The sequence below is a fragment of the Couchioplanes caeruleus genome, assembly GCF_003751945.1.
In the GTDB taxonomy this organism is placed as follows: domain Bacteria; phylum Actinomycetota; class Actinomycetes; order Mycobacteriales; family Micromonosporaceae; genus Actinoplanes; species Actinoplanes caeruleus.
Window position 1 is genome coordinate 5426244 of the sequence record NZ_RJKL01000001.1, and the last position, 25260, is coordinate 5451503.

Annotated in this window: 26 protein-coding genes; 5 read left to right on the top strand and 21 right to left on the bottom strand. The window is 71.1% G+C overall.

Annotation, left to right across the window (positions count from 1 at the left end; genetic code table 11):
• Positions 1 to 2 precede the first annotated feature (2 nt).
• Positions 3 to 971: an L-histidine N(alpha)-methyltransferase gene (gene egtD, locus EDD30_RS24230; RefSeq protein WP_071806460.1), complete on the top strand. Its 969-nt coding sequence runs from the start codon at positions 3 to 5 to the stop codon at positions 969 to 971.
• A 39-nt stretch (positions 972 to 1010) separates the two neighbouring features.
• Here egtD and EDD30_RS24235 read toward each other — a convergent pair whose 3' ends face one another.
• From EDD30_RS24235 to EDD30_RS24290, 12 genes are all read right to left on the bottom strand, one after another.
• Entirely contained in the window at positions 1011 to 1286 is a 276-nt protein-coding gene (locus EDD30_RS24235; protein WP_071806461.1) for a hypothetical protein, read from the bottom strand.
• 70 nt (positions 1287 to 1356) lie between these two features.
• Positions 1357 to 1950 carry a TetR/AcrR family transcriptional regulator gene (locus tag EDD30_RS24240; protein ID WP_071806462.1) on the bottom strand — a complete coding sequence of 198 codons (594 nt, stop codon included), beginning with the start codon at positions 1948 to 1950 and terminating at the stop codon, positions 1357 to 1359.
• A gap of 53 nt (positions 1951 to 2003) precedes the next feature.
• Positions 2004 to 3209, bottom strand: coding sequence for an acyl-CoA dehydrogenase family protein (locus EDD30_RS24245; protein ID WP_071806463.1), 1206 nt, complete (start codon positions 3207 to 3209; stop codon positions 2004 to 2006).
• Positions 3209 to 4219, bottom strand: coding sequence for a phosphotransferase family protein (locus EDD30_RS24250; RefSeq protein WP_071806464.1), 1011 nt, complete (start codon positions 4217 to 4219; stop codon positions 3209 to 3211). The genes EDD30_RS24245 and EDD30_RS24250 overlap by 1 nt, the downstream gene beginning before the upstream one ends.
• On the bottom strand, positions 4216 to 4989 hold the full coding sequence (locus EDD30_RS24255) for an SDR family oxidoreductase (protein ID WP_123678484.1): 774 nt from the start codon (positions 4987 to 4989) through the stop codon (positions 4216 to 4218). The genes EDD30_RS24250 and EDD30_RS24255 overlap by 4 nt, the downstream gene beginning before the upstream one ends.
• A complete protein-coding gene (locus tag EDD30_RS24260; protein WP_071804753.1) occupies positions 4986 to 5735 on the bottom strand; it encodes an SDR family oxidoreductase in 750 nt (249 codons plus the stop codon). Before EDD30_RS24260 ends, EDD30_RS24255 begins: the two co-directional genes overlap by 4 nt.
• 125 nt (positions 5736 to 5860) lie before the next feature.
• Positions 5861 to 7132: an ABC transporter substrate-binding protein gene (locus EDD30_RS24265; protein WP_071804754.1), complete on the bottom strand. Its 1272-nt coding sequence runs from the start codon at positions 7130 to 7132 to the stop codon at positions 5861 to 5863.
• Positions 7133 to 7143: 11 nt separating this feature from the next.
• On the bottom strand, positions 7144 to 8232 hold the full coding sequence (locus tag EDD30_RS24270; protein ID WP_071804755.1) for a branched-chain amino acid ABC transporter permease: 1089 nt from the start codon (positions 8230 to 8232) through the stop codon (positions 7144 to 7146).
• Positions 8229 to 9107 (bottom strand): branched-chain amino acid ABC transporter permease, encoded by an 879-nt coding sequence (locus EDD30_RS24275; RefSeq protein ID WP_071804756.1) that lies wholly within the window; start codon positions 9105 to 9107, stop codon positions 8229 to 8231. The genes EDD30_RS24270 and EDD30_RS24275 overlap by 4 nt, the downstream gene beginning before the upstream one ends.
• Before the next feature lie 8 nt (positions 9108 to 9115).
• Positions 9116 to 9820, bottom strand: coding sequence for an ABC transporter ATP-binding protein (locus EDD30_RS24280; protein WP_071804757.1), 705 nt, complete (start codon positions 9818 to 9820; stop codon positions 9116 to 9118).
• Positions 9817 to 10521, bottom strand: a complete 705-nt coding sequence (locus EDD30_RS24285) for an ABC transporter ATP-binding protein (RefSeq protein ID WP_123678485.1) — start codon at positions 10519 to 10521, stop codon at positions 9817 to 9819. Before EDD30_RS24285 ends, EDD30_RS24280 begins: the two co-directional genes overlap by 4 nt.
• Before the next feature lie 585 nt (positions 10522 to 11106).
• A complete protein-coding gene (locus EDD30_RS24290) occupies positions 11107 to 11721 on the bottom strand; it encodes an alpha-ketoglutarate-dependent dioxygenase AlkB (RefSeq protein WP_071804790.1) in 615 nt (204 codons plus the stop codon).
• Positions 11722 to 11853: 132 nt separating this feature from the next.
• Here EDD30_RS24290 and EDD30_RS24295 point away from each other — a divergent pair, with 132 nt between their 5' ends.
• Positions 11854 to 12426 carry a hypothetical protein gene (locus tag EDD30_RS24295; RefSeq protein ID WP_084556290.1) on the top strand — a complete coding sequence of 191 codons (573 nt, stop codon included), beginning with the start codon at positions 11854 to 11856 and terminating at the stop codon, positions 12424 to 12426.
• Between the two features lie 99 nt (positions 12427 to 12525).
• On the opposite strand, the gene EDD30_RS24300 is transcribed toward EDD30_RS24295, so the two are convergent.
• From EDD30_RS24300 to EDD30_RS24315, 4 genes are all read right to left on the bottom strand, one after another.
• Entirely contained in the window at positions 12526 to 13551 is a 1026-nt protein-coding gene (locus EDD30_RS24300; protein WP_071804759.1) for a succinate dehydrogenase/fumarate reductase iron-sulfur subunit, read from the bottom strand.
• Positions 13551 to 15461, bottom strand: a complete 1911-nt coding sequence (locus tag EDD30_RS24305) for a fumarate reductase/succinate dehydrogenase flavoprotein subunit (RefSeq protein ID WP_071804760.1) — start codon at positions 15459 to 15461, stop codon at positions 13551 to 13553. The genes EDD30_RS24300 and EDD30_RS24305 overlap by 1 nt, the downstream gene beginning before the upstream one ends.
• Positions 15462 to 15477: 16 nt before the next feature.
• On the bottom strand, positions 15478 to 16284 hold the full coding sequence (locus EDD30_RS24310) for a hypothetical protein (RefSeq protein WP_071804761.1): 807 nt from the start codon (positions 16282 to 16284) through the stop codon (positions 15478 to 15480).
• Between the two features lie 151 nt (positions 16285 to 16435).
• Entirely contained in the window at positions 16436 to 17170 is a 735-nt protein-coding gene (locus EDD30_RS24315; RefSeq protein WP_071804762.1) for a hypothetical protein, read from the bottom strand.
• 713 nt (positions 17171 to 17883) lie between these two features.
• On the opposite strand from EDD30_RS24315, the gene EDD30_RS24320 reads away from it, so the two are divergent.
• On the top strand, positions 17884 to 18189 hold the full coding sequence (locus tag EDD30_RS24320) for a MerR family transcriptional regulator (protein WP_071804763.1): 306 nt from the start codon (positions 17884 to 17886) through the stop codon (positions 18187 to 18189).
• A gap of 35 nt (positions 18190 to 18224) precedes the next feature.
• Here the strand turns inward: EDD30_RS24320 and EDD30_RS24325 are convergent, their stop codons facing one another.
• Genes EDD30_RS24325 through EDD30_RS24345 form a run of 5 tightly spaced genes read right to left on the bottom strand, consistent with a single transcriptional unit; the run spans position 18225 to position 23801 of the window.
• Positions 18225 to 19673, bottom strand: coding sequence for a TldD/PmbA family protein (locus EDD30_RS24325; protein WP_071804764.1), 1449 nt, complete (start codon positions 19671 to 19673; stop codon positions 18225 to 18227).
• Positions 19670 to 21106, bottom strand: coding sequence for a TldD/PmbA family protein (locus EDD30_RS24330; protein WP_123678486.1), 1437 nt, complete (start codon positions 21104 to 21106; stop codon positions 19670 to 19672). The genes EDD30_RS24325 and EDD30_RS24330 overlap by 4 nt, the downstream gene beginning before the upstream one ends.
• A 48-nt stretch (positions 21107 to 21154) precedes the next feature.
• The gene (locus EDD30_RS24335) at positions 21155 to 21502 is read right to left on the bottom strand and encodes a PDDEXK family nuclease (RefSeq protein ID WP_071804766.1); all 348 of its coding nucleotides are present in this window, start codon (positions 21500 to 21502) and stop codon (positions 21155 to 21157) included.
• A gap of 38 nt (positions 21503 to 21540) precedes the next feature.
• A complete protein-coding gene (locus tag EDD30_RS24340) occupies positions 21541 to 22059 on the bottom strand; it encodes a Uma2 family endonuclease (RefSeq protein WP_071804767.1) in 519 nt (172 codons plus the stop codon).
• The gene (locus EDD30_RS24345; protein WP_071804768.1) at positions 22056 to 23801 is read right to left on the bottom strand and encodes a prolyl oligopeptidase family serine peptidase; all 1746 of its coding nucleotides are present in this window, start codon (positions 23799 to 23801) and stop codon (positions 22056 to 22058) included. Before EDD30_RS24345 ends, EDD30_RS24340 begins: the two co-directional genes overlap by 4 nt.
• Positions 23802 to 23876: 75 nt before the next feature.
• Between EDD30_RS24345 and mshB the strand changes: the two genes are divergently transcribed.
• Together mshB and EDD30_RS24355 are read left to right on the top strand one after the other, a co-directional pair.
• On the top strand, positions 23877 to 24755 hold the full coding sequence (gene mshB, locus EDD30_RS24350) for an N-acetyl-1-D-myo-inositol-2-amino-2-deoxy-alpha-D-glucopyranoside deacetylase (RefSeq protein WP_071804769.1): 879 nt from the start codon (positions 23877 to 23879) through the stop codon (positions 24753 to 24755).
• Positions 24752 to 25195, top strand: a complete 444-nt coding sequence (locus tag EDD30_RS24355; RefSeq protein WP_084556291.1) for a hypothetical protein — start codon at positions 24752 to 24754, stop codon at positions 25193 to 25195. Before mshB ends, EDD30_RS24355 begins: the two co-directional genes overlap by 4 nt.
• Positions 25196 to 25260: the final 65 nt, after the last annotated feature.

Below are 25260 nucleotides of genomic sequence, written 5' to 3' on the forward strand. Positions count from 1 at the left end.
CCATGCTCGAGATCCACCTCGACGAGAGCGACATCGACCGCGAGCTGCGCGCCGACGTGACCACCGGACTGACCGCCGCACCGAAGTGGCTGCCGCCCAAGTGGTTCTACGACGCCCGCGGCAGCGAGCTCTTCGAGCAGATCACCCGCCTTCCGGAGTACTACCCGACGCGGACCGAGCGGTCCATCCTGGCGGCCCGCGCGCCCGAGTTCGCCCGCCTCACCGAGGCGAAGACGCTGGTCGAGCTCGGCTCCGGCTCCTCGGAGAAGACCCGGCTGCTGCTGGACGCGCTGCTGCGGCGCGGCACCCTGGGTGCCTTCGTGCCGCTGGACGTCTCGGACTCCGCCCTCGCCGACGCGGTCGAAGGGCTGTCGGCCGACTATCCCGGTCTGGCCGTACGCGGGGTGGTCGGCGACATGACCCGCCACCTGCACCACATCCCGGACGGCGACAACCGGGTCGTGGCCTTCCTCGGCGGCACCATCGGCAATCTGGATCCGGCGGAGCGCGCGAAGTTCCTGACCACGCTGCGCGGGGTGCTGCACGAGGGCGAGTGGCTGCTGCTCGGCACCGACCTGGTCAAGGACCCGGCTGTGGTGGTGCCGGCGTACGACGACGCGGCGGGAGTGACGGCCGAGTTCAACCGCAACGTGCTGCACGTCATCAACCGCCGGCTGGCCGCGGACTTCGACGTCTCGGCCTTCGCGCACGTGGCGCTCTGGGACGCCGACCGGGAGTGGATCGAGATGCGGCTGCGGGCGACGTCGGCGCAGCGGGTGCGGGTCGGCGAGCTCGGACTGACGGTGGAGTTCGCCGCGGGTGAGGAGATGCGTACGGAGATCTCGGCGAAGTTCCGGCGCGCGGGGCTGGAGGCGGAGCTGGCGCGGACCGGGTTCGCGCTGCGGCACTGGTGGACCGACCCCGAGGGCCTGTTCGGCGTCTCCCTGGCCCAGGCCGTCACCGCCGCCTGACCATCCTCGCCCCGGCGTCTGGCCGGCCCGTCTCGCCGGTCATCTGCCGGGACGGGCCGCCGCCGGCGGGTTGCCCGGATCGGCGTCGGAGGCTCCCAGGGTGTGGCGCAGGCGGTCGAGATGGGTCTCGACCTGGTCGAGCTGCCGCAGCAGGACCCCGGCCGCCAGGTCCGGCTCCGGCCGGGCGATGCCCAGGTCGCGCAGCGTCCTGAACTGGGCGTGCACCAGCTTCTGCCCGGCGGCGACCAGGCGCGCCAGGTCTGCGGGATCGGGCTCGCCGACGCCGCCTGCCGGATTCCGCTCGAAGTCGCGCATCGCCCTGCTATCGGCGGGCGCGCACGGGTCTTCAGGAAAGGCGCCGCATCCGCCTCCAGTGATCTGTCTCTCAGCGGCTCAACTGCGACCGCACGATCCGGGCGAGGGCGGTGCGGGCCGCGGCCGGGTCGAGGCCCATCGCGTCGCGCAGGGTGCCCCAGGTCGGCCACATGGCGGCGGCCGTCAGGGCGTTGAGCGTGTCCTCGTCGCCGCCGATCTCACCGGCGAAGAGGGACTTCAGCTCGTCGCGGACGCGCTGGATGTGGATGCGGCGGTAGCTCTGCAGGGCCGGGGAGAACGGCTCCTTGAGCGACGACGCCCGGGCGACCGGGGCGATCTGCTCCAGTTGGCGGGCGCGCTGGTGGCACCACAGCTCGATGCGGCGCTCGAGCGGCAGATCCCTCGGGATCGGCTCGTGGATGTCGTCGCGCTGATCCAGGGTGAGCTGGCCGCTGGCGGCGAAGAGCGCCTCCATGTCGGCGAAGTGGCTCCAGAGGGCGCGCAGAGAGACGCCCGCCCGTTTGGCGATGCGGTCCGCGGTCGGGCGCAGTTCGCCCTCGCGGAGCAGCATCAAGTGGGCTTCGACGATCGCGGCCCGGGTGCGCTCCGCGCGGGCGGTGCGCCCGTCGATGCGCTGCGGTGGTTGGGGTGAGGCGGCCGGCATCAAACGCTCCGGTGATCTGACGGACAGGGGTGGGGTGGCGCGGTGCTGGGAGTTCAGGGGGTTCGGTAGGCGGCGAGCTCACGGCGGGCCAGGGAGCGCTTGTGCACCTCGTCCGGGCCGTCGGCGAGGCGCAGGGTGCGGGCGGCGGCCCAGAGGCGGGCGAGCGGGGTGTCCTGGCCGACGCCCGCCGCGCCGTACGTCTGGATGGCCTTGTCGACCACCCACTCGGTGGTGGCCGGTACGGCGATCTTGATGGCCTGGATCTCGGTGTGCGCGCCCTTGTTGCCGACGGTGTCCATCAGCCAGGCCGCCTTGAGCACCAGCAGCCGGGCCTGTTCGATCCGGACCCGGGATTCGGCGATCCACTCCTGCACCACGCCCTGGTCGGCGAGGGGCTTGCCGAACGGCGTACGGCTCAGCGACCGCGTGCACATCAGCTCGAGCGCCCGCTCGGCCATGCCGATGAGCCGCATGCAGTGGTGGATCCGGCCCGGGCCGAGGCGGGCCTGGGAGATCGCGAAGCCCGAGCCCTCCTCGCCGATGAGATTGCCCGCCGGCACCCGTACCCCGTCGAAGATCATCTCGGCGTGGCCGCCGTGGTCGCCGTCGTCGTAGCCGAAGACTTCCATGCCCCGCTCGATCGTCAGGCCGGGTGTGTCCCGGGGCACGAGGATCATGCTCTGCTGCACGTGACGGGCGGCGCCGGGGTCGGTCTTGCCCATGACGATGAAGATCTGGCAGTTCGGGTTCATCGCGCCGGAGATGTAGAACTTGCGCCCGGTGATGACGTACTCGTCGCCCTCGCGGGCGATGCGGGTGCCGATGTTGGTGGCGTCCGAGGAGGCGACCTGCGGCTCGGTCATCGCGAACGCCGAGCGGATGGTGCCGTCGAGCAGCGGCCGCAGCCAGCGCTCCTGCTGCTCCGGGCTGCCGAACTGCGCGAGGACCTCCATGTTGCCGGTGTCCGGCGCCGAGCAGTTCAGCGCGGCCGGGGCGATGGAGGGGCTGCGGCCGGTCAGCTCGGCCAGCGGCGCGTACTGCAGGTTGGTCAGGCCGGCGCCGTGCTCGCCGGGCAGGAACAGATTCCACAGGCCCGCGAGCTTCGCCTTCTCCTGCAGGCGCGCGACGGCCGGCGGCGGGGCCCAGTCGCCCGCGTACGAGGCGTGGAAGTCCTCCTCGGCGGGGTAGACCCACTCGTCCATGAAGGCGAGCAGCCGCTTGCGGTAGTCCTCGGTCTTCTCGTCGAACGCGAAGTCCATCAGCTTGCCTCCAGCGTTCCATCCAGCGACCAGTGTCCCTGCGCGACGAGCGGTGCCACCATCGCGCCGACAGTGTCGAAGCCCTCACCGACCGTCTGCCCTTGAACGTATCGGTAGTGGACCCCCTCGAGGATCACGGCGAGCTTGAATGCGGCGAACGCCACGTACCAATGGAGGTCCGAGACGTCGCGCCCGGAGCGCCCGGCATAGTGGTCGGCCAGCTCCGTCAGCCCGGGGTGACCCGGCAGCGAGAGCGGGGTACGGGCCTCGCCGTCGCCGATGAGCAGCGGCCGGCCGGCGTAGACCAGCATCAGGGCCACGTCGCCGAGCGGATCGCCCAGAGTGGACATCTCCCAGTCGAGGACCGCGTTGACCTGGAGTTTCTCGCCGATCAGCACGTTGTCGAGGCGGTAGTCGCCGTGCACGACCGCGCCCGGACCACCCGCCGGAATGTCCACGGCGAGCCGGGCGTGCAGCTCCTCGATGCCCGGCACGTCGCGGCTGCGGGAGGCGTCGAGCTGCTTCTTCCAGCGGCGGACCTGGCGCTCGTTGAAGCCCTCGGGCCGGCCGAAGTCGCCGAGCCCGATGGCGGCAGGGTCGAGGGCGTGCAGGTCGGCCAGGGTGTCCACGAGAGACAGAACGAGCCGTCGCGTCGCCTCCGGGCCCATCTTCTCCAGGGCGCCGGCGTCACGGTAGATCGTGCCGTCGGCATGGTCCATCAGGTAGAACGGAGCGCCGATGACGTCGGGGTCGGTGCAGAGCCGGACCGGCCGCGGCGCGGGGAACCCGGCACGGGAAAGCGCGTCCAGCACCCGGTGCTCGCGCGTCATGTCATGCGCGGTCGGCAGCACGTGCCCGAGCGGTGGCCTGCGCAGCACCCAGCGGTGAGTGCCGTCGGTCACCGCATAGGTGAGGTTGGACCGGCCACCCGCGAACATCGTCGCGCTCAGCGGCGGCGAGCCCAGGTACTCCCGCAGGCGCTCCAGGTCGAGTCCGGGCGGCCCGCTCACGGGTGCGCCGCCGCGTCGAAGCCGCGCTGGACCTTGTTCATGCCGCCCAGCCAGCGGTCGGTGTCGGTGGCCCGGAGCTGGTAGAAGTCGGCCACCTCCGCGTGCGGCAGGATCAGGAAGCTGTCGCCGCGCACCGCCTCGGCCACCACCGCCGCCACCTGCTCGGGCTCCAGCGCACCGGCGGCGAGGATCGCCCGACTGGCGCTCTCCCCGCCGTCGGTCATCATGGCGGTGTTGACGCCCTGCGGGCACAGCGCCTGCACGGTGATGCCGCGGTGGGCGTACGTCGCCCGCAGCCATTCCGCGAAGCCGAGAGCGGCATGCTTGGTCACCGAGTACGGCGCCGAACCGAGCAGCGTGAGCAGCCCGGCGGCGGAGACCGTGAACAGCAGCCGCCCGCCGTCCGAATCCAGCCAGCGGGGAAGCAGCGCGCGGGCCACGTACACGTGGGACATGACGTTGACCTGCCACGCCTTCGCCCACTCGGCGTCGGGTGCGTCGGCCGATCCGCCGGTGAGGATGCCGGCGTTGGCGCAGAACAGGTCGCAGCCGCCGAGCTCCTGCCAGGCGGTGTCGACGAGCCGCCGCACGTCGGCCTCGTCGCCGGCGTCACCCGGGACGGCGATACCCCCGATCTCGGCGGCGACGACCGCCGCGGCCGCCTCGTCGAGGTCGTTGACGATGACCTGGGCGCCGTCGGCCGCGAACCGCCGCGCCATGGCCGCACCGATGCCGCCGCCCGCCCCGGTGACGATCACCCGCCGGATCATTCGACCGCTCCGGTCAGGGTGAGGCCGCCGTCGACGACGAGGGTCTGGCCGGTGATCCAGGCGGCGTCCGGCGAGCAGAGGAAGGCGACCGCGCCGGCGATGTCCTCCGGCACACCGAGGCGCTTCAGGGGATAGGTGGCGGCGACTTTCTCCTCGCGGCCCTCGTAGAGAGCGGTCGCGAACCTGGTCTTGACCACGGCCGGCGCGACGGCGTTGACCCGGACCGCCGGGGCCAGCTCGACGGCCAGCTCCTCGGTGAGGTGGATGAGCGCGGCCTTGGTGACGCCGTAGAACGCGATGCCGGGCGCCGGACGTACGCCGGAGACCGACGAGATGTTGACGATCGAGCCGCCCTGCAGGCCGCCGCGCAGTGCCTCCTGCACCCATCCGAGTGTGCCGAGCAGGTTGACGTCGAGCATTTTGCGCGCGGCGCTGAGGTCGAGGCCGCCGAGCGGGCCGTACGCGGGGTTGATGCCCACGTTGTTGACCAGGACCGAGACGGGCCCGAAGGCGGCCGACACGGTGTCGACAGCGGCGGCGCGGTGGTCGGCGTCGTCGGCCCTACCGGGCACGCCGATGGCGACGTCGGGACCGCCCAGCTCCTTGACCGCGGTCTCCAGGGCCTCCCCGTCGCGCCCGGTGATGCATACCCGGGCGCCCTCGGCGACGAAGCGCTGCGCTATCGCGAACCCGATTCCCCGGCTGGCGCCCGTCACGATCGCGACGGCGCCTGAGAGCTTCGACATCCGGCAGAACCCCCAAAGATCTTGCACGTTTAGTGCTGAATACTAGTGAGTAACCGTCCCGCCGCCAACCCTGCATCGGCCGGCGGCGGGCCGCAACCGTTTCGCTTTCCTTGCCGATGTGCTATTTAGGGTGCCGCCGGGATGCCGTTCTGCGGCGGGACCGCCGGGGCGGCCGCGTACGCCCGCACCGGGCCGTCGCCGTCGTCGGTTTCCTGGACGGTGCCGAAATAGGCCTGCTTGCCGCCCTGGACCCGGCTCAGCCGCTGCCCGCCGTACCCGGAATGGTCCTCGGCGGAGAACCGCAGCGGGGCGAATCCCGGCCCCTGGAAGCCACCCTTCTCCACCGCGGCGATCAGCCCCTCGCGGGTGAGGTTCCTGCCGGCGGCCTGCAGCGTCTGCGTGAACAGGTACCCCACCGACATGCCGTAGACGATGTTGTTGTCGAATTCCGCGTTGTTGTTGTGCTGTGCGTTGACCCGTTTGAAGAGCTGGATCCACGGGTCGGCGTCATCGGTGCTCAACGGCAGGTAGTTGGCCGAGATCATGCCCTCGGTCAGTCGGGCGGCCGGGCCGAGCTGCTTCGACAGGGTGGTCAGGTCGGCGCCGACCTGCGAGGCCACGAACTGCGGCTTGAAGCCGATCTTCGCGGCGGTGCCGAGGGTCAGTGCGGTGAAGCCGGGCACCGTCGCGAGCATGACGACCTGGCAACCGGCCTGCTTCAGCGCGCCCAACTGCGGGCCGACGTTGGGGTTGCTGGTGACGTACGACTGCTTCGCCGCGACCGGGCCGAGGACCTTCTCGATGCCGGCGAGGCTGTCGCGGCCGAAGTCGTCGTCCTGGCCGAGGAAGCAGACCTTCCGGCCGGACTGGGACTGCTTCACGTGGGTGGCGAGGATCTTGCCCTCCACAGTATAGTCCACATTGAACCCGAACGTCCCGGGGTACTTGTCCGGCTGGTCCCAACTACGGCTGCCTGAGGCCACGAAGAGGTCCGGGACCCTGTTGGTCTTGAGGAAATCCAGGACGCCGGTGTGGGTGGGCGTGCCCAGGCCATTGAGGATCGCGAAGACCCGGTCCTGCAGCACCAGCTCGCGCACCACCTGCTGGGTGGTCGCCGGGTTGTAGGTGTCGTCCATGATCTTGTAGGTGATGGACCGGCCGTGCACGCCGCCGTTGGCGTTGACGTAGGCGAAGTAGGCCTTGGTCGCTGGTGCGATCTTCGAATAGCCGGCGGCCGCGGGGCCGGTGAGGGGCATGTGCGTGCCGACGAGAATCTCGGTGTCGGTCACGCCGGGGGTGTTTCCGCCCCCGCCCCCGCCCTCGCCCCCGCCGCCGTCGCAGGCGGTCGTCGCGGCGGCCAGGGCAAGGACGGCGAGAGCGGTGCCGAATCGCCTCATTTCTTCTCCTCTCAGGTCTTTCGCATCGCGCGTCTCTCTCGTTCCGCGCGCCGGAGGTGTCGCAAGGGCCTCAGGGAAGCGATGCCGCCGGGGGCGGCGAGCATGACGGCGATCAAAGTGATGCCGAACAGCGCCAGCGGCAGGTTGCCCTCCAGCCGCTGCACCTCGATGTCCTCGGTGACGGTGTGCGCCAGAGCCGGCAGCGCGACGAGCAGGACCGCACCCCAGACGGCGCCGGCGAGGCTGCCCAGCCCGCCGATGACGATGGCCATGACCAGAAAGAGCGACAGCGACAGCGGGAACGCACCCGGCGAGACGCTCTGGGCCAGCACGGCGAAGAGCGCGCCGCCTAGACCGGCGCACGCCGCGCTCACCACGAAGGCCAGGACCTGGGTACGGGCGACGCTGACCCCGGCGAGCCGCGCGGCGGTCTCGTCGTCCCGGACGGCCCGCATCCGCAGGCCGAATGAGCCCCGCACGAGCACCGCCAGTGCGAGCATGGTCACCAGGGCGCCGGTCCAGGCCAGCCATGCCTGCCACCGCTCGACCGCGATGGTGCCGGGCGGCGGGTCGAGGACCACGGACAGGCCCTGGTCGCTGTTGAACGTCCCGTCGAAGGTGCTGGTGGTCGCCGGAACCACCACCGCGACGGCGAGCGTCAACCCGGCCAGATAGGGGCCGCGCAACCGTGCGGCGGCCAGACCGACCACGGCGCCGACCGCGGTGGTCACCACGATCGCTGCGGCGACCGACACCGGCAACGTCCACGGACCCCGCCCGGCCGTCGCCTGCTGGAGCAGGGCGACCGTGTAGGCGCCGGTCGCCATCAGTGCCCCGTGCCCCAGCGAAAGCTGCCCGTTGAGTCCGGTGAGGACCGTCAGCCCGGCGGTGACGCAGAGGTACGCCCCCACGGTGGCGAGCTGATAGGTGCGGAACGGCGGCAGCAGGTAGGTGAGTGCGACGATCAGCAGGGCGGCGCCGGCAATGCCGCTCAGATACCACGCGTTCCCCGGCCGCCGCGGCGGCGCGGTGACGGGGGTTTCGGGCGGGACCCGCTCGCGCAGGGCGCTCCTGGCATCCTCACCACCGCCGGCGCTCATGCCGTCCTCGCCGCCGCTCGGGAGAACAGCCCACCGGGGCGGCCCAGCAGCACCGTGACGAGCAGCAGCAAGACGGCGATCGGCGCCACCGTGGCGCCGAGGTAGCCGCTCACATACGACAGCAGCAGCCCCACGATCAGCCCGCCGAGCACCGCGCCGATCGCGCTGTCCAGGCCCCCGACCACCGCCGCGGTGAACGAGGAGACGAAGACGACGTCCATCGCGTTCGGATGCAGCCCCAGCTCGGTGGGGATGACCAGCATGCCGGCGAGCGAGCCGACCGCCGCGGCCAGTGCCCAGCCCAGCGTCAGCATGCCGCCGACGTTGACGCCGAGCAGCCGGGAGACGTCCGGGGCGAACGCCGAGGCGCGCATCCGCAGGCCGGTCGCCGTACGCCGGAACAGCAGCGCGAGCAGACCGACCACCGTGGCCACCGCCGCAAAGACGAAGAGGTCGAAGCGGGACAGCAGGGCGACCCCGCCCACCGTGAAGGCGTCGCGCCCGAACGGCGCGCCGGCCGGCCGGAACTCGTTGCCGTAGATCATGCCGAGCACGCCCTGGATGACGAGCACCAGGCCCAGCGCGACCACCACCCCGTTGAGCGGCGAGGCATGGTCGACGAAGCGCATCACCACCCGCTCGGTCACCGCGCCCAGGACGAGGCCGCCGAGGATCGCCGTGGCGAAGCCCAGCCAGTAGGAGCCGGTCGCGGCCGAGACGGAGTAGCCCGCGTACGCGGTGGCCACCGCCATCGCGCCCTGGGCGAAGTTGACGATCCGGGTCGACCGCCAGATCAGGACCAGGGCGAGGGCGAACGCGGCGTACACCGCGCCCCGGCTCAGGCCGTCGAACGTGAGGAACACGAACCGGTCCAACGGTCCTCCTAGAAGCCGAGATAGGCGTGCCGTAGTTCGTCGTCGACGGACGTACCGCGGCTGACGACGCGGCCCAGCGCCAGCACGACGGCCTCGTCCGCGATGGCCAGTGCGCCGCGCACGTTCTGCTCCACCAGCAGCACGGTCAACCCGCTGCGATCCCGCAACGTCCGCAGCAGCCGCAGAATCTGAGCGGTGATCTTCGGCGCCAGCCCCAGCGACGGCTCGTCGAGCAGCAGGAGCCGCGGCCGCCCGACCAGCGCGCGACCCAGTGCGAGCAGTTGCCGCTCGCCGCCGGAAAGCTGATGCCCGGGAGACCCGCGGCGGCGGGCCAACGGTTCGAAGAGCTCGTACACCTCGTCCAGGGCGCGCTTGGCGTCCGCGCGGTCCTTGCGCCACAGGCCGCCCAGCCGCAGGTTCTCGTCCACGGTCAGCTCGGTGACCACCCCGCGGCCCTCCGGCACGTGCGCCACGCCGCGGCGCACCATCTCCTCCACCCGGACCCCGCGCAGGTCGCGGCCGTCGAGAAGGACCCGTCCGCGGGCGGCCGGCAACAATCCCGACAGGGCACGCAGCAGCGTCGTCTTTCCCGCCCCGTTGGCCCCGAGGACGGCGGTGATCGAACCGGTCGCGACGGTCAGGTCGACGTCGTGCAGCACCGGGGCGGCGCCGTACCCGGCGGTTAGCCGCTCGATCTGCAGCAGCGCGCTCACGCGGCGGCACCCAGGTAGGCGTCCGCGACGGCCTCGTCGGTCCGGATCTCGGCCGGGGTGCCGTGCGCGACCGGCCTGCCGAAGTCCAGCACGAGGATCTCGTCGCAGACCGCCATGACCAAGTCCATGTGATGCTCGACGAGCAGCACCGCGCAGGACAGGCCCTCGATCAACTCGCGCAGCTCGTCGATCTCCCCGGCGCCGAGCCCGCCCGCCGGCTCGTCCAGCAGAAGGAGCCTCGGCTCGCTGACCAGAGCCCGGGCCAGGGCGACCCGCTTGCGCAGCGCGTACGGCAGGAGCCCGGGCAGATCCCCGGCGCAATGCCCGACTTTGCACCGATCGAGCGCCGCCAGCGCCCGCGCCGGCCTTCCCGGGACGGCGACCAGCACGTTCTCCAGGACCGTCAGGCCGCCGAAGAGGCCGACGCCTTGCAAGGTGCGGGAGATGCCGAGCCGGGCGAGCCGGTGCGGCCGGGGTCGCAGCGGGCGTCCGTCCAGAGCCAGCGAGCCGCCCGTCGGCGCGACGAAGCCGCAGACAACGTTGAAAAGGGTCGTCTTCCCGGCGCCGTTGGGGCCGATGACCCCGACGGTGCGGCCGGGAGGGACGCGCAGGGAGACGCCGTCGAGGGCGACGAGCCCACCGAAACGGACGCTGATCCGGTCGAGGGTGAGTCCGGCGCTCTCGGATGGGGAAATGGTCATTGTCACCTCGGCATCAAGGGCGTGGCGGTCCTGAATGGAGGTAGTTCGGAGATCAACTAAATACACTAGGAGTGTAATTTCCCGGTGGTGGGTGTCAATGTCCAGAAACATCGCCGACCATGAATTCCGGCACGTCGCGCCCCTTCCGGCGGATCGCGGCAGTCGGCCGCCCGCAGAGCGCCGTTTCCGGGGGGTCTCCGCTGGGCCGCTGCGGCAATTCCGTTCGTCCACACAGGATTCCGGCGGGTGAGGCGGTCGGACGAGGCCGGCCGGGTGGAGTTGCATGCCGGCTTGGGGGATCGCTGACCTGGCGGGTCCGGTGAGACCGGCTTGGCGAGGCGGGTCCGGCGGGGCGGACCGGACGGGGCGGAGCCCGGCGGGGTCTGACGCGGCGGTGGCAGGTGGGGCGGGCCCGGCACAAGGCACAAGGGCGGTGGCTTGGAGCGGCCCGGCAGGTTGAGGGTGGGCCCGGCGGGGCTGGCCCGGCGGGGCTGGCCCGGTGGTGCTGGCCCGGCGGGGCGGGACTGGTCGGATCAGTGCTTGCCGGCTCGGAGTGCGGCCGGTCTAGCCCGTTCGGCGACCACGTCAGGCCACATTGATCGGGCGGAACTGGACGCTGACGCGGGGGCCCACCGGCCTGGCGGTCTTGGGGATCGCGTGCTCCCAAGTGCGCTGGCATGAGCCGCCCATCACGATGAGGTCTCCATGGCCCTGGGGGAAACGCAGCGTCTCCGCGCCGCCGGCTCGGGGGCGCAGCATCAGGTTGCGGGGCGAGCCGAATGACACGATCGCGACCATGGTGTCCGCCCGGGAGGAGCGGCCGAGGGTGTCGCCGTGCCAGGCGACGCTGTCGCGGCCGTCGCGGTAGAGGCACATGCCCGCGGTGGCGAAGGGCTCGCCCAGCTCGGCGCGGTAGTGCGCCGACAGGCGGTCGCGGGCCTCGGTCAGGGCCGGGTGCGGGAGTTGCTCATCGCGCCCATACCAGCGCAGGAGGCGGGGGACGTCGACGACGCCGTCATACATCGGGCGGCGTTCGGCGCGCCAGGGGACCTCGGTGAGGAGGGTTTCGAAGATGTCGTCGGAGCCGCTGACCCAGCCCGGCAGCACGTCGACCCACGCGCCCGCGGTGAGGTGGTGACGGGTCAGGCGGCCGGGAAGGGGCTCGATCGCGGGCCCGGCGTCGCCCATCAGGTCGAGCATCGACGGCTGGTAGGAACTCACCGCGCAATAGTACGCCTGTTCGATCACGGCAATCCTGACAGGTTTCACACATCGGGCCGCGATGCTCTCCCCTCGCAGACGAATCGATCGAAGGGCGGGACGATGGCTAGGGTGCGCGGACACAAGCGGGTGCTGGTCGTGCTGGTGGCGGCCGCGGCGGTGGCGGGTGCGTCGGCGTGTTCGTCCTCGGAGGGCGGCGCGGAGGACGGTAGGGCGCAGGTGGCGACGCTGGAGAGTGCGGGAAGCACCCCGGCCGCGTCGGCGAAGCCGGCGGACGCTCGGCCCCGGGAGCGCCTCGACACCACCGAGGCGGAGCTGGAGGTGATGCTCGAGCCGTACTACAAGTGCATCCGGGAGCAGGGCGCCACACCCAAGAAGGACATGGGCGACAAGTTCGGGGACCGGGCTCCGGCGGCCGAGCTCGAGAAGCTCATCAAGGCCGACAAGGTGTGCAATCCGAAGTTCTATCCGTTGCCGCCGTGGGAGAAGGATCCGGCGAACCCGGAGTCCAGGGACTTCGCCCGCGATGTGGTCAAGTGCCTCAAGGGCAAGGGCGTCAAGTACGTCGAAGCCGACGAGAGCGGGTACGCGTTGGGCGGGCCGAACAACGACAGCCAGTCCATCAGCAAGGGCATGGAACTGGCCCCCGAATGTGAGCGCGAGGTGGCCGCCAAGCGGAAGTGACGAGTGTCCCCGTGTAGCCGGGAGTGGGTGTTGCGGTCGGCTGCGGGTGGACCCGTACGGAAAAGGGCGAAGGACCCGCCCGAGAGCGGGTCCTTTCCGTCAGTCCTTGTTCGGCTCGGGGTGGTTGTAGGTGATCTTGCGGAGGGGGAATTCCTGATCGTCGCCGAACGGTGACGGGCCGCCCGCGTTCTGCGACAGCAGCTCGGCGACGTCCATCTTGCCGTCCGGACCCACCGGCGGGCCTTGCGGCAAGCGGGCGCCGGCCCCGGACAGGCCCGCCGCCACGCCGGTGACGCCCTCGGAGGTGCTCGGGGCCATGCTCTCGCCGCTGCGGCTGCGGGTCGGGATGCCGCCGTGGCCGATCGAGGCGTCCTCGAGCTGGTCGCGGCGGAAGATCTTGCGGCCCAGCCAGACCAGGGGGTCGTAGCGGCGGTCCACCACCCGTTCCTTCATCGGGATGATGGCGTTGTCAGTGATCTTGATGTGTTCGGGGCAGACCTCGGTGCAGCACTTGGTGATGTTGCAGTAGCCGAGGCCCTGGCTCGCCTGCGCGTACTCCTTGCGGTCCGTACGGTCGTCGAGCGGGTGCATGTCCAGCTCGGCCGCCCGGATGAAGTAGCGCGGCCCGCTGAACGCCTTCTTGTTCTCCTCGTGGTCGCGCACGACGTGGCAGGTGTTCTGGCACAGGAAGCATTCGATGCACTTGCGGAACTCTTGCGAGCGTTCGACGTCGATCTGCTTCATCCGGTAGTCGCCCGGCCTGACCCCGGGCGGCGGGGCGAACGCGGGTGTCTCACGGGCCTTCTCGTAGTTGAAGGACACGTCCGTCACCAGGTCGCGGATCACCGGGAAGGTGCGCAGCGGCGTGATGGTGACGGTCTCGTTCTCCTCGAACGTGGACATCCGCGTCATGCAGCCCAGTCGCGGCTTGCCGTTGATCTCCATCGAGCAGGAGCCGCACTTGCCCGCCTTGCAGTTCCAGCGGCAGGCCAGGTCGGGGGTCTCAGTCGCCTGGAGCCGGTGAATGATGTCGAGGACGACCTCGCCGTCGTTGACCTCGACCTGGAAGTCCTGGATCTCGCCGCCGGACTCGTCGCCTCGCCAGACCCGGAAATGGCGCTTCATCAGTTGGCCTCCGTCGCGATTGCGTCGAATTCGGCGAGCTCCTGGTCCGTCAGGTACTTGCTGAGCTCCGTGCGCTTGAAGAGCCGCAGCAGTTCCTCGCGCATCTTCGGCAGCGGCTTGCGTTCCAGGTGCACGTCGCCGGCGTCGTCGAGCGAGCAGACCAGGTTGACCTTGCGCCATTCCGGACTCATCTTCGGGAAGTCCTCCCGGGTGTGCCCTCCGCGCGACTCCTCCCGCTCCAGCGCCGCCTTCGCCGTGCACTCCGAGACGACCAGCATGTTGCGCAGGTCCAGGGCGAGGTGCCAGCCCGGGTTGTACCGGCGGCCGCCCGTCGCGCCGACGTTCGCCACCCGCACCTTCAGCTCCTGCAGCCGCTTGAGGGCGTCGGACAGCTCACCCTCGCGCCGGATGATGCCGACCAGGTCGCCCATGACGGCCTGAAGATCCTGCTGCAAGGTGTACGGATTCTCGCCGCCGCTGCGGTTCAGCGGGGCGAGCGCGGTGTCCACCGCCCGTTCCACGTCCGCGGTCGACACCTTCGGCCGCTTGCCGAGGGCATCCGCGTACGCGGCCGCGTGCTCGCCCGCCCGCTTGCCGAACACCAGCAGGTCGGAGAGCGAGTTGCCGCCGAGCCGGTTGGAGCCGTGCATGCCGCCGGACACCTCACCCGCCGCGAACAGCCCCTCGACATGGCCGTGCGCCGCGCCGGAGTCGGGGTCGACCTCGACGCCGCCCATCACGTAGTGACAGGTCGGCCCGACCTCCATCGGCTCCTTGGTGATGTCGACGTCCGCCAGCTCCTTGAACTGGTGGTGCATCGACGGCAGCCGCCGGATGATCGTCTCGGCGGGCATCCGGGTGGAGACGTCGAGGAAGACGCCGCCCGACTTGGTGCCCCGGCCCGCCTTGACCTCGCTGTTGATGGCGCGGGCCACCTCGTCACGGGGCAGCAGCTCCGGCGGGCGCCGGTTGTTGTCCGGGTCGGTGTACCAGCGGTCGGCCTCCTCCTCGGTGTCCGCGTACTGGTGGCGGAACACGTCGGGGACGTAGTCGAACATGAACCGCTTGCCGTCGGAGTTGCGCAACACGCCGCCGTCGCCGCGGACCGACTCGGTGACCAGGATGCCCTTGACGCTGGGCGGCCAGACCATGCCGGTCGGGTGGAATTGCAGGAACTCCATGTTGATCAGCGTCGCGCCGGCCCGCAGAGCGAGCGCGTGGCCGTCGCCCGTGTACTCCCAGGAGTTCGAGGTCACCTTGTACGAGCGGCCGACGCCGCCCGTGGCCAGCACGACCGCGGGCGCCTCCAGCAGGATGAACTCGCCGGACTCGCGGTAGTAGCCGAACGCCCCGGCGATGCGGTCGCCGTCGAGCAGCAGCTCGGTGATGGTCGTCTCGGCGAAGACCCGGATCCTGGAGTCGTAGTTGCCGGTCTCCGCGAAGTCCTCCTGCTGCAGCGAGACGATCTTCTGCTGCAGCGTACGGATGAGCTCCAGGCCGGTGCGGTCGCCGACGTGCGCGAGGCGGGGATACTCGTGGCCGCCGAAGTTCCGCTGGGAGATCTTGCCGTCCTTCGTACGGTCGAAGAGTGCGCCGTACGTCTCCAGCTCCCAGATCCGCTCCGGGGCCTCCTTCGCGTGCAGCTCCGCCATCCGGAAGTTGTTGAGGAACTTGCCGCCGCGCATGGTGTCACCGAAGTGCACCATCCAGTTGTCGCGGCTGTTCACGTTCCCCATCGCCGCGGCGGCGCCGCCCTCGGCCATGACCGTGTGGGCCTTGCCGAACAGCGACTTCGAGATGATGGCGGTCTTCTTGCCGGCGAGCCGGGCCTCGATGGCGGCGCGCAGACCGGCCCCGCCCGCGCCGATGACGACGACGTCGTAGTGGTGTCGTTCGATTCGCGTAGTCATTGTGTGTGGGGGCCCTCTAGTTGATGAAGCGCAGGTCGGGCCACCAGCCGGCCGCGAGCGCCATGATGTAGAAGTCGGTCAGCGCGAGGGTGCCGAGGGTGACCCAGGCGAGCATCATGTGCCGGGCGTTGAGCTTCGACACGAACGTCCAGAACCGGTACCGCACCGGGTGCTTCGAGAAGTGCTTCAGCCGCCCGCCCGCGATGTGCCGGCACGAGTGGCACGACAACGTGTACGCCCACAGCATCACCACGTTGACCACCAGGATCACGTTCCCCAGCCCGAACCCGAACTCGTCACCGGAGCGGAACGCGACGACCGCGTCCCACGTGTTGATCACCGAGATGATCCCGGCGGCGTAGAACGCGTACCGGTGCAGGTTCTGGAAGACCAGCGGGAAGCGCGTCTCACCCGTGTATTTCTCGTGCGCGTCCGGCACGGCGCAGGCCGGTGGCGACAACCAGAACGCCCGGTAGTACGCCTTGCGGTAGTAGTAGCAGGTCATCCGGAACAGTAGGAGGAACGGCAACGTGAGCGCCGCCTCCGGGATCAGCCAGAAGTTGGGCAACGGCGTGCCGAACATGGCCGACCCGTCGATGCACCGGTCGGTGAGACACGGCGAATAGAACGGCGTCAGATAGTGATACTGCTCGACGAAGAACCACTTGTGCATGAACACCCGGACAGTGGCGTAGATCACCCACGCGCTCAGTCCCACGAAGGTGATCAGCGGCGGAAGCCACCACCGATCCGTACGCAACGTCTTCGCCGCGATGGCGGCGCGCGAACGCCCCGCATCCGACCTCGTTGCCGTCGTCGTCATTGACGTCTCTCCCTGACAGTGCTGCGATGACGTGCTCTGCCGGCGGGCGCGCCTGAACCTGTCTGCCAGACGGGGGTGTGCGTCCGCAATGTGTGGCACACGTTACAGCGAAGGTCAGCGGAATGCTGCGTAAGGGAGGGCTTACTGCACGCTACAGCTCCGGAGCGGCAAGTCGGCGGATAAGTCCGGAACATGCCGCCGGAGAGAGGCGCACCAGCTCGTCGGCCACGGCACCGCCGCCGCCGGTCCGGGGAGCGACGAAAAATGCCGGGGTACGGGACTTGGTCTGAGCGTCGAGAGCCTCGCTGAACGAGGTACGGGCGTCGAGCAACTGACGCCACATGTCCTCGGTCCGCTCGCCCTGCAACTGGGCCACGTAGAGCCGCACGGCGGCGTTCTCGTCGCGCACCGCGACGGCCCGGGCCGCCGGGGTCGCGGTCGCGCCGGGCGGAACGAGCCGGTTGAGCCGCTGCTCCAGCTCGAGGCACGCGGTGTCCCGCACGTGACGCTCCACCCGCGCCTCGCCGGTGTCGCCTCGGAAGTCGGCGACGGCGGAGACGACGGCGAGCCCACCGGCGCAGAGCGCGACGACGACCAGGGCCGCGCCCGCGGCGATACCCCCGATGAACCACCGGCGCCGGCGTCGTCGGCGCGGGTCGTCCTCGGGTCCGGCGGGTGCGAGGCGAGCGGTTCTGGTCCGCCCCGAACCCTCGCCGGATGCGTTGCCACCCGCGGAGTCCGGGCGGGGTGTCTCGCCGTGAGCACCGGCCTCGCCGGCGCCCACGGCGGGCGGGCCGATCGTCGTGGCGTCGGCGCGTTCGACACCGGTGGCCGCGGTCGTGGCTCGGGGCGGGTCCGGATCCCGGTCGCGCGGGCTGTCGCTCACCGCCTCAGTGAAGCACGCCGGTCAATCCGGCTCCCGGGAGCGCAGCGCTCCCGGGCGGGCCGGCACGTCGGCGTCTGTGGCGCGTTGCCCGAACTCGGGTGACGGTCGAGAAATTCTCTGCCCTGGAAGCTAGATTTTCTGGCCGGACCCGGCTAACGTTCTTCTCGTTGACGACAGAGATCTGCCAAAGACGCAGACGAGTGAGGCCGAGCGTCACGCAGGGCCCGGACACGTTCCGTGGCTCGCTCGGCACAGCGGTGGAGGAACACATCACCGCACGTGGCAAGGCAAAGTATGTGGAAGGTGAAGTCCCTGGCGAAATTCCAGGTCAGGGCGAACAGGCCGGGGCCCGACGCTGATCGGGTCCCGGCCTGGCAAGACGTCCGCCGCACGTGCGTGAGGCCATGAAGTTGCGTGGGCTTCGGCACCGGTGGACAGCACCGCAGATATGGGAAGCAGAGGAAAGGGAGGGCTGAACACCGTTCTGGATCGCCCGCCGCCAGGCGTAGTTCCTGTGCCGGGGGCGGACACCGCAGTTTCCATCGAGCGAGAGGTGGTCTCCGGTCACGCTTATGCGATCCTCGCACCCGAATCCGCCGACGGCGGCCGGTGCGGATACGACAACCCGACGAACCTGTCGGTAGATGGTGTTTCCAACCCGTAACCCTGGGCCCCGGCGCTCCCGCGCCGGGGCCCTCGTCATGGAGGTGTAAATGGCCCAACCCGACGACATGTTCGGCGACGATGACTACCCCGCCTACACGATGGGTCGCGCCGCGGAAATCGTCGGCGCCTCGCAGGACTTCCTGCGCCGGCTCGATGAGGCGAAATTGATCACCCCGTTCCGATCGGCCGGCGGGCACCGCCGCTACTCCCGCTACCAGCTGCGCCTTGCCGCGCGAGCCCGGGAGATGGTCGACCAGGGCACCGCCCTGGAAGCGGCCTGCCGGATCATCATCCTGGAAGACCAGCTCGAGGAAGCCCTCCGGCAGAACGAGAACCGCGAGCGCTCGCCATAGACAGGCGCGCTTGAATCCCTCGCCTGGAGACCCGGTCAGCCGGAGGCATTGCCGGTGAAGTTCCAGGAGGCCAGGTGGAGGGCCGGTGCCGTGTAGCGGACGCCGGACCAGCGATCCGGGAGGGCGACCGTCTCGGTTCCGATGCCCAGAACCGAGCCCGGGCCCAGGGCCTGGGGGTAGGACTGGGTGAACCGCAGGTTGCCCACTGCCGCCGTCACTTCGCCGTTCTCGACCAGCCAGACGCCGTTGCGGGTGAGACCCGTGACCACGAGGCTCTTCTGGTCGAGCACCCGGGTGTACCAGAGATCCGTGACGAGCAGCCCACGGTGCATGCCCGCCATCAGGGCGCGCGCCGTTGCCGCGACGGGTCCCGTGCCCGTCTGCCCACCGCCTCCCGGCGCCGAGCCGGAAGAGCGATCCGGCACGCCTCCGGGCGCCGAGCCAGGGGGACGGCCCGAGGCGCCCGCGGGTGCCGGTGCGGGAGCGAGGCGGAGGTCGGCGGCGATCGGGCCCCAGGAGCGGGACGCCGGGGAGGCGTGACCGGTGGAGACCGTGCCCGCCTCGGCCGCCGAGGTGCGGTCGTGGCTCACCGCTCGGGTCACGCCGGCCTCGACCAGGATGAGGGTGTCGCGGGGGGTGCCCTCCGCGTCGAAGGGCAGGGTGGCGCCCAGCGGCTCGTCGGCGATGGTGATGCTCTCGTCGAACTGCTGTGCGCCCAGCTCGGCGAACGACTGGTGCTGGGCGAACGCCTTGCCGTTGAAGCCGAAGCCGGCCAGGTTGTCGAGCAGGTCGGCCACCGCGGTCGGTTCGAGGACGACCTCGTAGCGGCCCGGCGGCAGCTCGATCGGCTGCGCGCCGGCCCGGGCCTTGGCCGCGGCGATGGCGCCGAGCTCGGCGCCGTCGAGGTCGGTGAGGCGCCCGCCGGCGCGGCGTGCCACGCCGTCGGCGCCGGCGAGCCGGGCGATGCCGTCCATCGCCGCGTCGGCGGACCGGCCCTTCACCGCCTGACCGAGCGTGTTGGCGAATCCGCCCGACGCGTACGCGGTGCGGCAGTATCCGGCCGTCTCCAGCCCGCCCGCGGCCCGGACGAACTCGCGGACCCGCGTGGCGCGTTCCTCGGGCCCGGCGGCCGCGGTCGCCTCGTCGAAGCCGGGGGCCGCAAGCAGCGGTGTGGGCGGGGTGAGCCCCGGCCAGGCGGTGTCGGGCGGTGACAGCCGGGCGGCGGCGATGGTGCGCTCCACCAGCGAGCGCAGGCCGTCGGCATCCGTCACCGTGGTGGAACCGCCGGCCGTACGCCCGTCGAGGTGCAGCCGCAACCGTACGGTCGTGGTGGCCTCGGCGACGTTCTGGTGGATCGCCGAGTTGGCGAACCGGGTCAGCGCCTCGGCCGAGTGCGCGGCGACCACCTCGGCCTCGGCCGCGGCACCGGCGAGCCGCCGGGTCAGTTCGACGACACGTGCCGCCAGGTCCAGCTCGGCGCTCATCCGCGGACTCCTACCCGTACGCCGGTGAAGCGGGCCGGTGCGGCGGGATGGCCGGTATGGCCGACCTGGCCGGGCTGGCCCTTGCCGCAGTTGGGCGTGCCCCACGCCACGGTCTCGGAGGACAGCATGTCCATCGACTGCCAGAACTTCGGCCCGATGCCCGTGTAGGTGGGGTTGCGCAGCATCCGCCCGCGCTTGCCATTCTTGATCTCGTAGCCGATCTCGCAGCCGAACTGGAAGTTGAGCCGGCGGTCGTCGATCGACCAGGAGCGGTTGATGTCCATGAAAACGCCGTCGTCGGTGGCGGCGATCATCTCGTCGAGCGTGTGCGGGCCCGGCTCCAGGCCGACGTTGGTCATGCGGACCATCGGCAGCCGGGCCCAGCCGTCGGAGCGGACGCTGCCGGCGTAGTCGAGCCCGGCCACCGCCGCCGAGTCGCGCCCGGCGAGCACGCCGACCCAGATGCCGTCGCGGACGGCGTCGCGCTTGACGGCCGGGGAACCCTCGTCGTCATAGCCGAAGCTGCCGAGCGCGCCGGGGATCGTCGGGTCGATCGTGATGTTCATCAGCTCGGAGCCGTAGCGCAGGCTGCCGAGCCGGCCGAGGTCGAGCCACGACGTGCCGGCGAACGCGGCCTCCCAGCCGAGGATGCGGTCGAGCTCGATGGCGTGCCCGACGGACTCGTGGATCTGCAGGGCCAACTGCTCGCCTCCGAGGATGAGCGTGGTCTCCTCCGAGGGGCACAGCGGCGCGGTGAGCAGCGCGCGGGCCTCGTCGGCCATGCGGGCCGCGTGGTCGGTCAGCGCCAGCTCGTCGACGAGCTCCCAGCCGCGGCTGGCGTACTGCCCGCGGTGGGAGGGCCAGGACCGGCGCTGGATCTCGCTGTCGCCGTAGGCGCTGGCGGTGATGCCTGCCCCGCATTCGCGGACGTGCTGGTCGATGCGGTGGCCCTCGCTGGAGACGAACCACTTACGGGTGTCCCAGATCTGGTAGAGGCCCTCGGCCAGGTCGGCGCCGGCGTCGCGGGCCGCGGCCGTGGCGGCGACCAGCAGGTCGCCCTTCGTGGACAGCGGCACGGAGAGCGGGTCCACCTCGCAGGGACTCGCCCAGCTCGCCGTCTGCGCGCGGGCCGGCACCAGGTCGATGGCGGGCCCGGGCACCCGCGCGCTGGCGGCGGCGATCTCGGCAGCCCGGCGCCCGGCGGCCCGTGCCGCGGCGGCGGAGAGGTCCGGCACGGCGTAGAAGCCCCAGCTCGAACCGACCAGCGCCCGCACCCCGATGCCCGCACTCTCGTCCGAGCTCAGATCCTCGATCTCGCCGTCACGGGCGCTCATGATCTCGGTGCGGCGCAGCATGACCCGGGCATCGGCATAGCGCGCCCCGGCATCCAGGGCGGCCTCGACCGCCGCGCCGGCCTCATCGAAGTGATCCACACTCATGCACCGACCCTATGGGACCGGTACGACAAATACGCGCCTACCTCAGCCCGGCGGCAGCAGATCCTCCGGCGAAATGGCGGCGACGACGGGCTCCGTCAGGTGCGACACCTCGCCGGCCTTGGTGACGGACCGCTCCTTGTACCTGCCGGCGACCAACTCGTAGAGATGCAGCGCCCCGGTCTGCTGCTCGACGAGCAGATACCAGGGAATCCCTGCAGCCTGCCGCAGAGCGAACTCGAGCTCGCTGGATATGTGCTGGCAGCGGGGGGTCGGGGCAGGGGTCACGTGCAGGCTCCGTCGAAGAGCTCGACGCGCTCGGGCGTCTCCGGCGAGCGCGAGGTAGTCCTCCTCCGTGATGGGCGAACCCCGGCCGAAGATGGCGGACGTCATGGCGGCGATTGTCCTGTGACTAGAGCCTGTCCGACAGGTCAGAGGTTGAGGCCGGTGACGCGGACGAGTTGCATCACCGACTGCTCGACGTAGCCCTGTGCCGTGAGCATGTGGCTGTGCAGGAGGCCTCGCTCCGGTTCCGCCACGAGGTAGCAGGGGATGCGGGCTTGGGCGTACGCGTGCATCTTCAGCGTCCAGTCCACGGTGGCGCTCGCCGCCGAGGTGATCTCGCAGACCAGGCGGACCGAGCCCGCCTCCACCAGGGGCACGTCCGGGTCGATCGCGCCCGTGATGATCAGGTCCGGTACGGCGATGCGGCCCGGGCCGAGGCGTACCGGGATGCCGGTGATGACGTTCAGGTCGGTGCGGCCGGCGCGGAGCGCATTTCCCAGGGCGTTCAGGATCATCTGGTGCCGGGGCGTGTCTCTGGGACAGGTGAGGACGTTGCCGTCCCAGAGCTCCGAGATCGCCGAGGTCTCGCCGAGCTGGAGGTAGTCGACCTCGGTCGTCGGCAGGGCTTCCATGGGCAGGCTGCGGCCGATCAGGGCTGACGTCATGCACACTCCCGGATGACGAATTCACGTTCTTCGGACAGACCCCCGGCGGGGGAGATCAACAGCGACGCCCGGTCGACGGGTGCGAGCGCGTGGTGGGTGTAGATCTCGGGGTTGTCGGCTTGCCGGCCGAGGTAGCGCTCGGCGTACGCGGCGGAGAGCCGGGTCCAGTCGGTGATCGGGTCGATCGCCACGCCGCAGCGGAAGACGTCGGGGCGGCGCTGTACCGCGCATGCCGCGAGCCAGCCGCCGAGGCCGGTGCCGCGGACGGCGACGCGGCCCAGATCCAGGTCGGGGTGTTTGCCGGTGAGCCCGTGCAGGGCGTCGATCTGGTCGGTGAGGGCCACGTCGGCCAGGCGCCGGTGGACCACCTTCTCGTAGCTGGGCGCCACTCCGGGCGTACCCCGGGAGTCGACGCTGACCACGACGAAGCCGGCGTCGGCCCACCATTGCCGTTCCTGCCACCGCACCGGGTCGGCGACGACGTGCTGGTGGCCGGGGCCGTCGCCGAGGTCGAGCAGCACCGGCAGGCGGGTGCCGGTGACGTGCCCGGCCGGGTAGAGCACGCCGGTGGGCAGGCGGCGGTCGGTGACTTTGGTCAGGGCCGGCTGCGGCCGGTACGGCAGCGGATGCGCGTCCGAGGGCAGCGCCAGGACGGCCGCGCCGCGCCGCACGGTGTCGTCGATCACCAGGACGTCGCCGCCGAGGTGGGCGCGGTGCCAACCGGGTTCGGTGGTGAGGCGGCGGGCCTTGGTGCCCGCTCCGCCCAGGGCGGTGCGAACGGCGAACACGTGCTGCTCGGCCGGCTCGCCCTCGGTGGCCTCGACGATCAGCTCGCTGGTGCCGGCGAGCAGCCCGACGACCCGGCGAACGTAGAGGTCGGGCGGGGTGAGAAGGCTGCCGTCGGCGAACAGGCAGCGGGCGTCGAACCCGTCGTGGGCCAGCTCGCCGCCGACGAGGACGCGGCCGTCGCCGAGCAGCAGCGGGGTCCCGGGCACGGGTTCGACCCAGCGCGGGTCGGCGAGCTCGGCGTGGACCTGCGTCTCGCCGGTGCGCGGGTCCACGGACAGCACCAGCCCGTGCTGCTGGCTGCGGCGCAGGACCGTGATCAGGGGGTTTCCGGCGGTCCAGCGGACGTCGACAAGGTACGGGTACGTCTCCCGGTCCCAGTGCACGTCGACCCAGCCGCCGTGCAGGTCGAGCAGGTGGAGGCTGACCGCGGCGGCGCTGCGGACGGCGAGGATCCGGCTTCCGTCCGGGGACCACCACCAGCCGCGGGCACGCCCGAACTCGGCGGCGGCCGGCTCGGCGATCCCCCAGGACACGCCGCTGCCGGGCTCGCCGGCGAGGAGTTCGTCGTCGCCGTCGGGGCCGATGACCCGCAGCGTGCCGTCGGGGGTGGTGTATCCGATGGCGCGGCCGGTCGGATCGGGGCGCGGCTCGACGACGGGTGCCGCAGTGGAGGGTTCGCCGCCGGAGCGGAACAGCCGCCCGTCGCGGGCCCAGGCCAGCACGGACAGGTCGGCCGATCCGGCGTACGAGTCGACGGGCCCGTCGGCGATCTTGGTGATCGTGCCGGAGGAAACGGTGAGAACCCACAGCGCCGCCGCGGGGTCGTAGGGTCCCTCGGAGCGCAGGAACGCCACCCGGGCGCCGTCGTCGCCGACCGTCACGGCGTGCGGCGCGCCGAAGCGGAACCGGCCGGTGCGCTCGGCGAGCTCGGGATACTCCACGCCGACCAGCATCGCTGATCGGACACCCCTCATGGGGCGCAAACAGCAGACGCGGCGCTGGGGCGGGGCGCGCGTAAAGTGGCGCGGGTGACCGACACCCTGCCCGCCCGCCGCCTCATGCTCGTGCACGCCCACCCGGACGACGAGGTCACCGGCACCGGCGCCACCATGGCTCGCTACGCCTCCGAGGGCGCCCACGTGACTCTGGTGACCTGCACGCTGGGCGAGGAGGGCGAGATCCATGTGCCGGAGCTGGCCGGGCTCGAGGCGCGGCAGGCCGACCAGCTCGGCGGATGGCGCATCGGTGAGCTGCAGCGCGCCTGCGCCGCGCTCGGCGTCACCGACCACCGTTTCCTCGGCGGCGCGGGTCGCTACCGCGACTCCGGGATGATGGGTCTGGAGACCAACAACCATCCGCGGGCTTTCTGGCGGGCCGATCTGGACGAGGCAGCGGCCCACTGCCTGGAGATCATGCGGGAGGTACGCCCGCAGGTGCTGATCACGTACGACGAGAACGGCTTCTACGGCCACCCGGACCACATCCAGGCGCACCGGGTCGCGATGCGCGCCGCGGAGCTCGCCGAGGCGGAGGGCTTCGGCCCCGAGAAGATCTACTTCACGGCGATGCCGCGCAGCGTGCTCGAGGGCGGCATGGAGGCGTTCAAGGCGCTGGACGACAACCCGTTCGCCGAGGTGGAGAACGTCGACGACCTGCCGTTCGGCCACCCCGACGACGAGATCGCCGCCCGCATCGACGGCACCGACTTCTACGAGCGCAAGGTCGCCGCGATGCGCGCGCACGCGACCCAGATCCCGGACAACTCCTGGCTGTACGGCATCGCCGGCGACTTCGGCGGCGAGTTCATGGGCGTGGAGTACTTCACCCTCGCCAGGGGCGAGCGCGGCGAGGTCTCGGGCCCGCACAAGTGGGAGAGCGACCTGTTCAGCAACGTGGTGGGGCGATGACGCTGGAGGCCCCGGCATCCGCGCCCCCGGCCGACCTCCCGTCCCCGCCGCGCCCGGGTCTCGATCTGCTGATCAGGGTCGGCGGCGTCGTGGTCTCCCTGCTCGCCGCCGTCGTCACGGCGCTGCTGGAGCTCTTCTTGACGCCGCTGCACATCGGCGGTGTGCCGATCTTCGTGGCCGTCCTGCTGGCGGCGGCCGCCAACTACGGCATCGCCTGGTTCGCCGTGACGACCGTCGGGCGGCGCTGGGCCGTCGCGCCGCCGTGGGGGCTGTGGACCGCGGTCATGTTCTTCGCCGCGGGTGTCCGTACGCCCGAGGGGGACTATCTCATCGGTGCCGAGGACTTGGTCGCCCTCGTGACGATCCTGGTGGGCAGCCTGGCCTTCGCGGTGTTCACCTACCGGGCCATTCTGCGAGGACCAATCGTCACAAAGCTATGACAAACGGACGTGGCGTTTCGTCCGCCGCGATCGACGGGCGGCAGACTGGCGCGAACTCCGCCGCC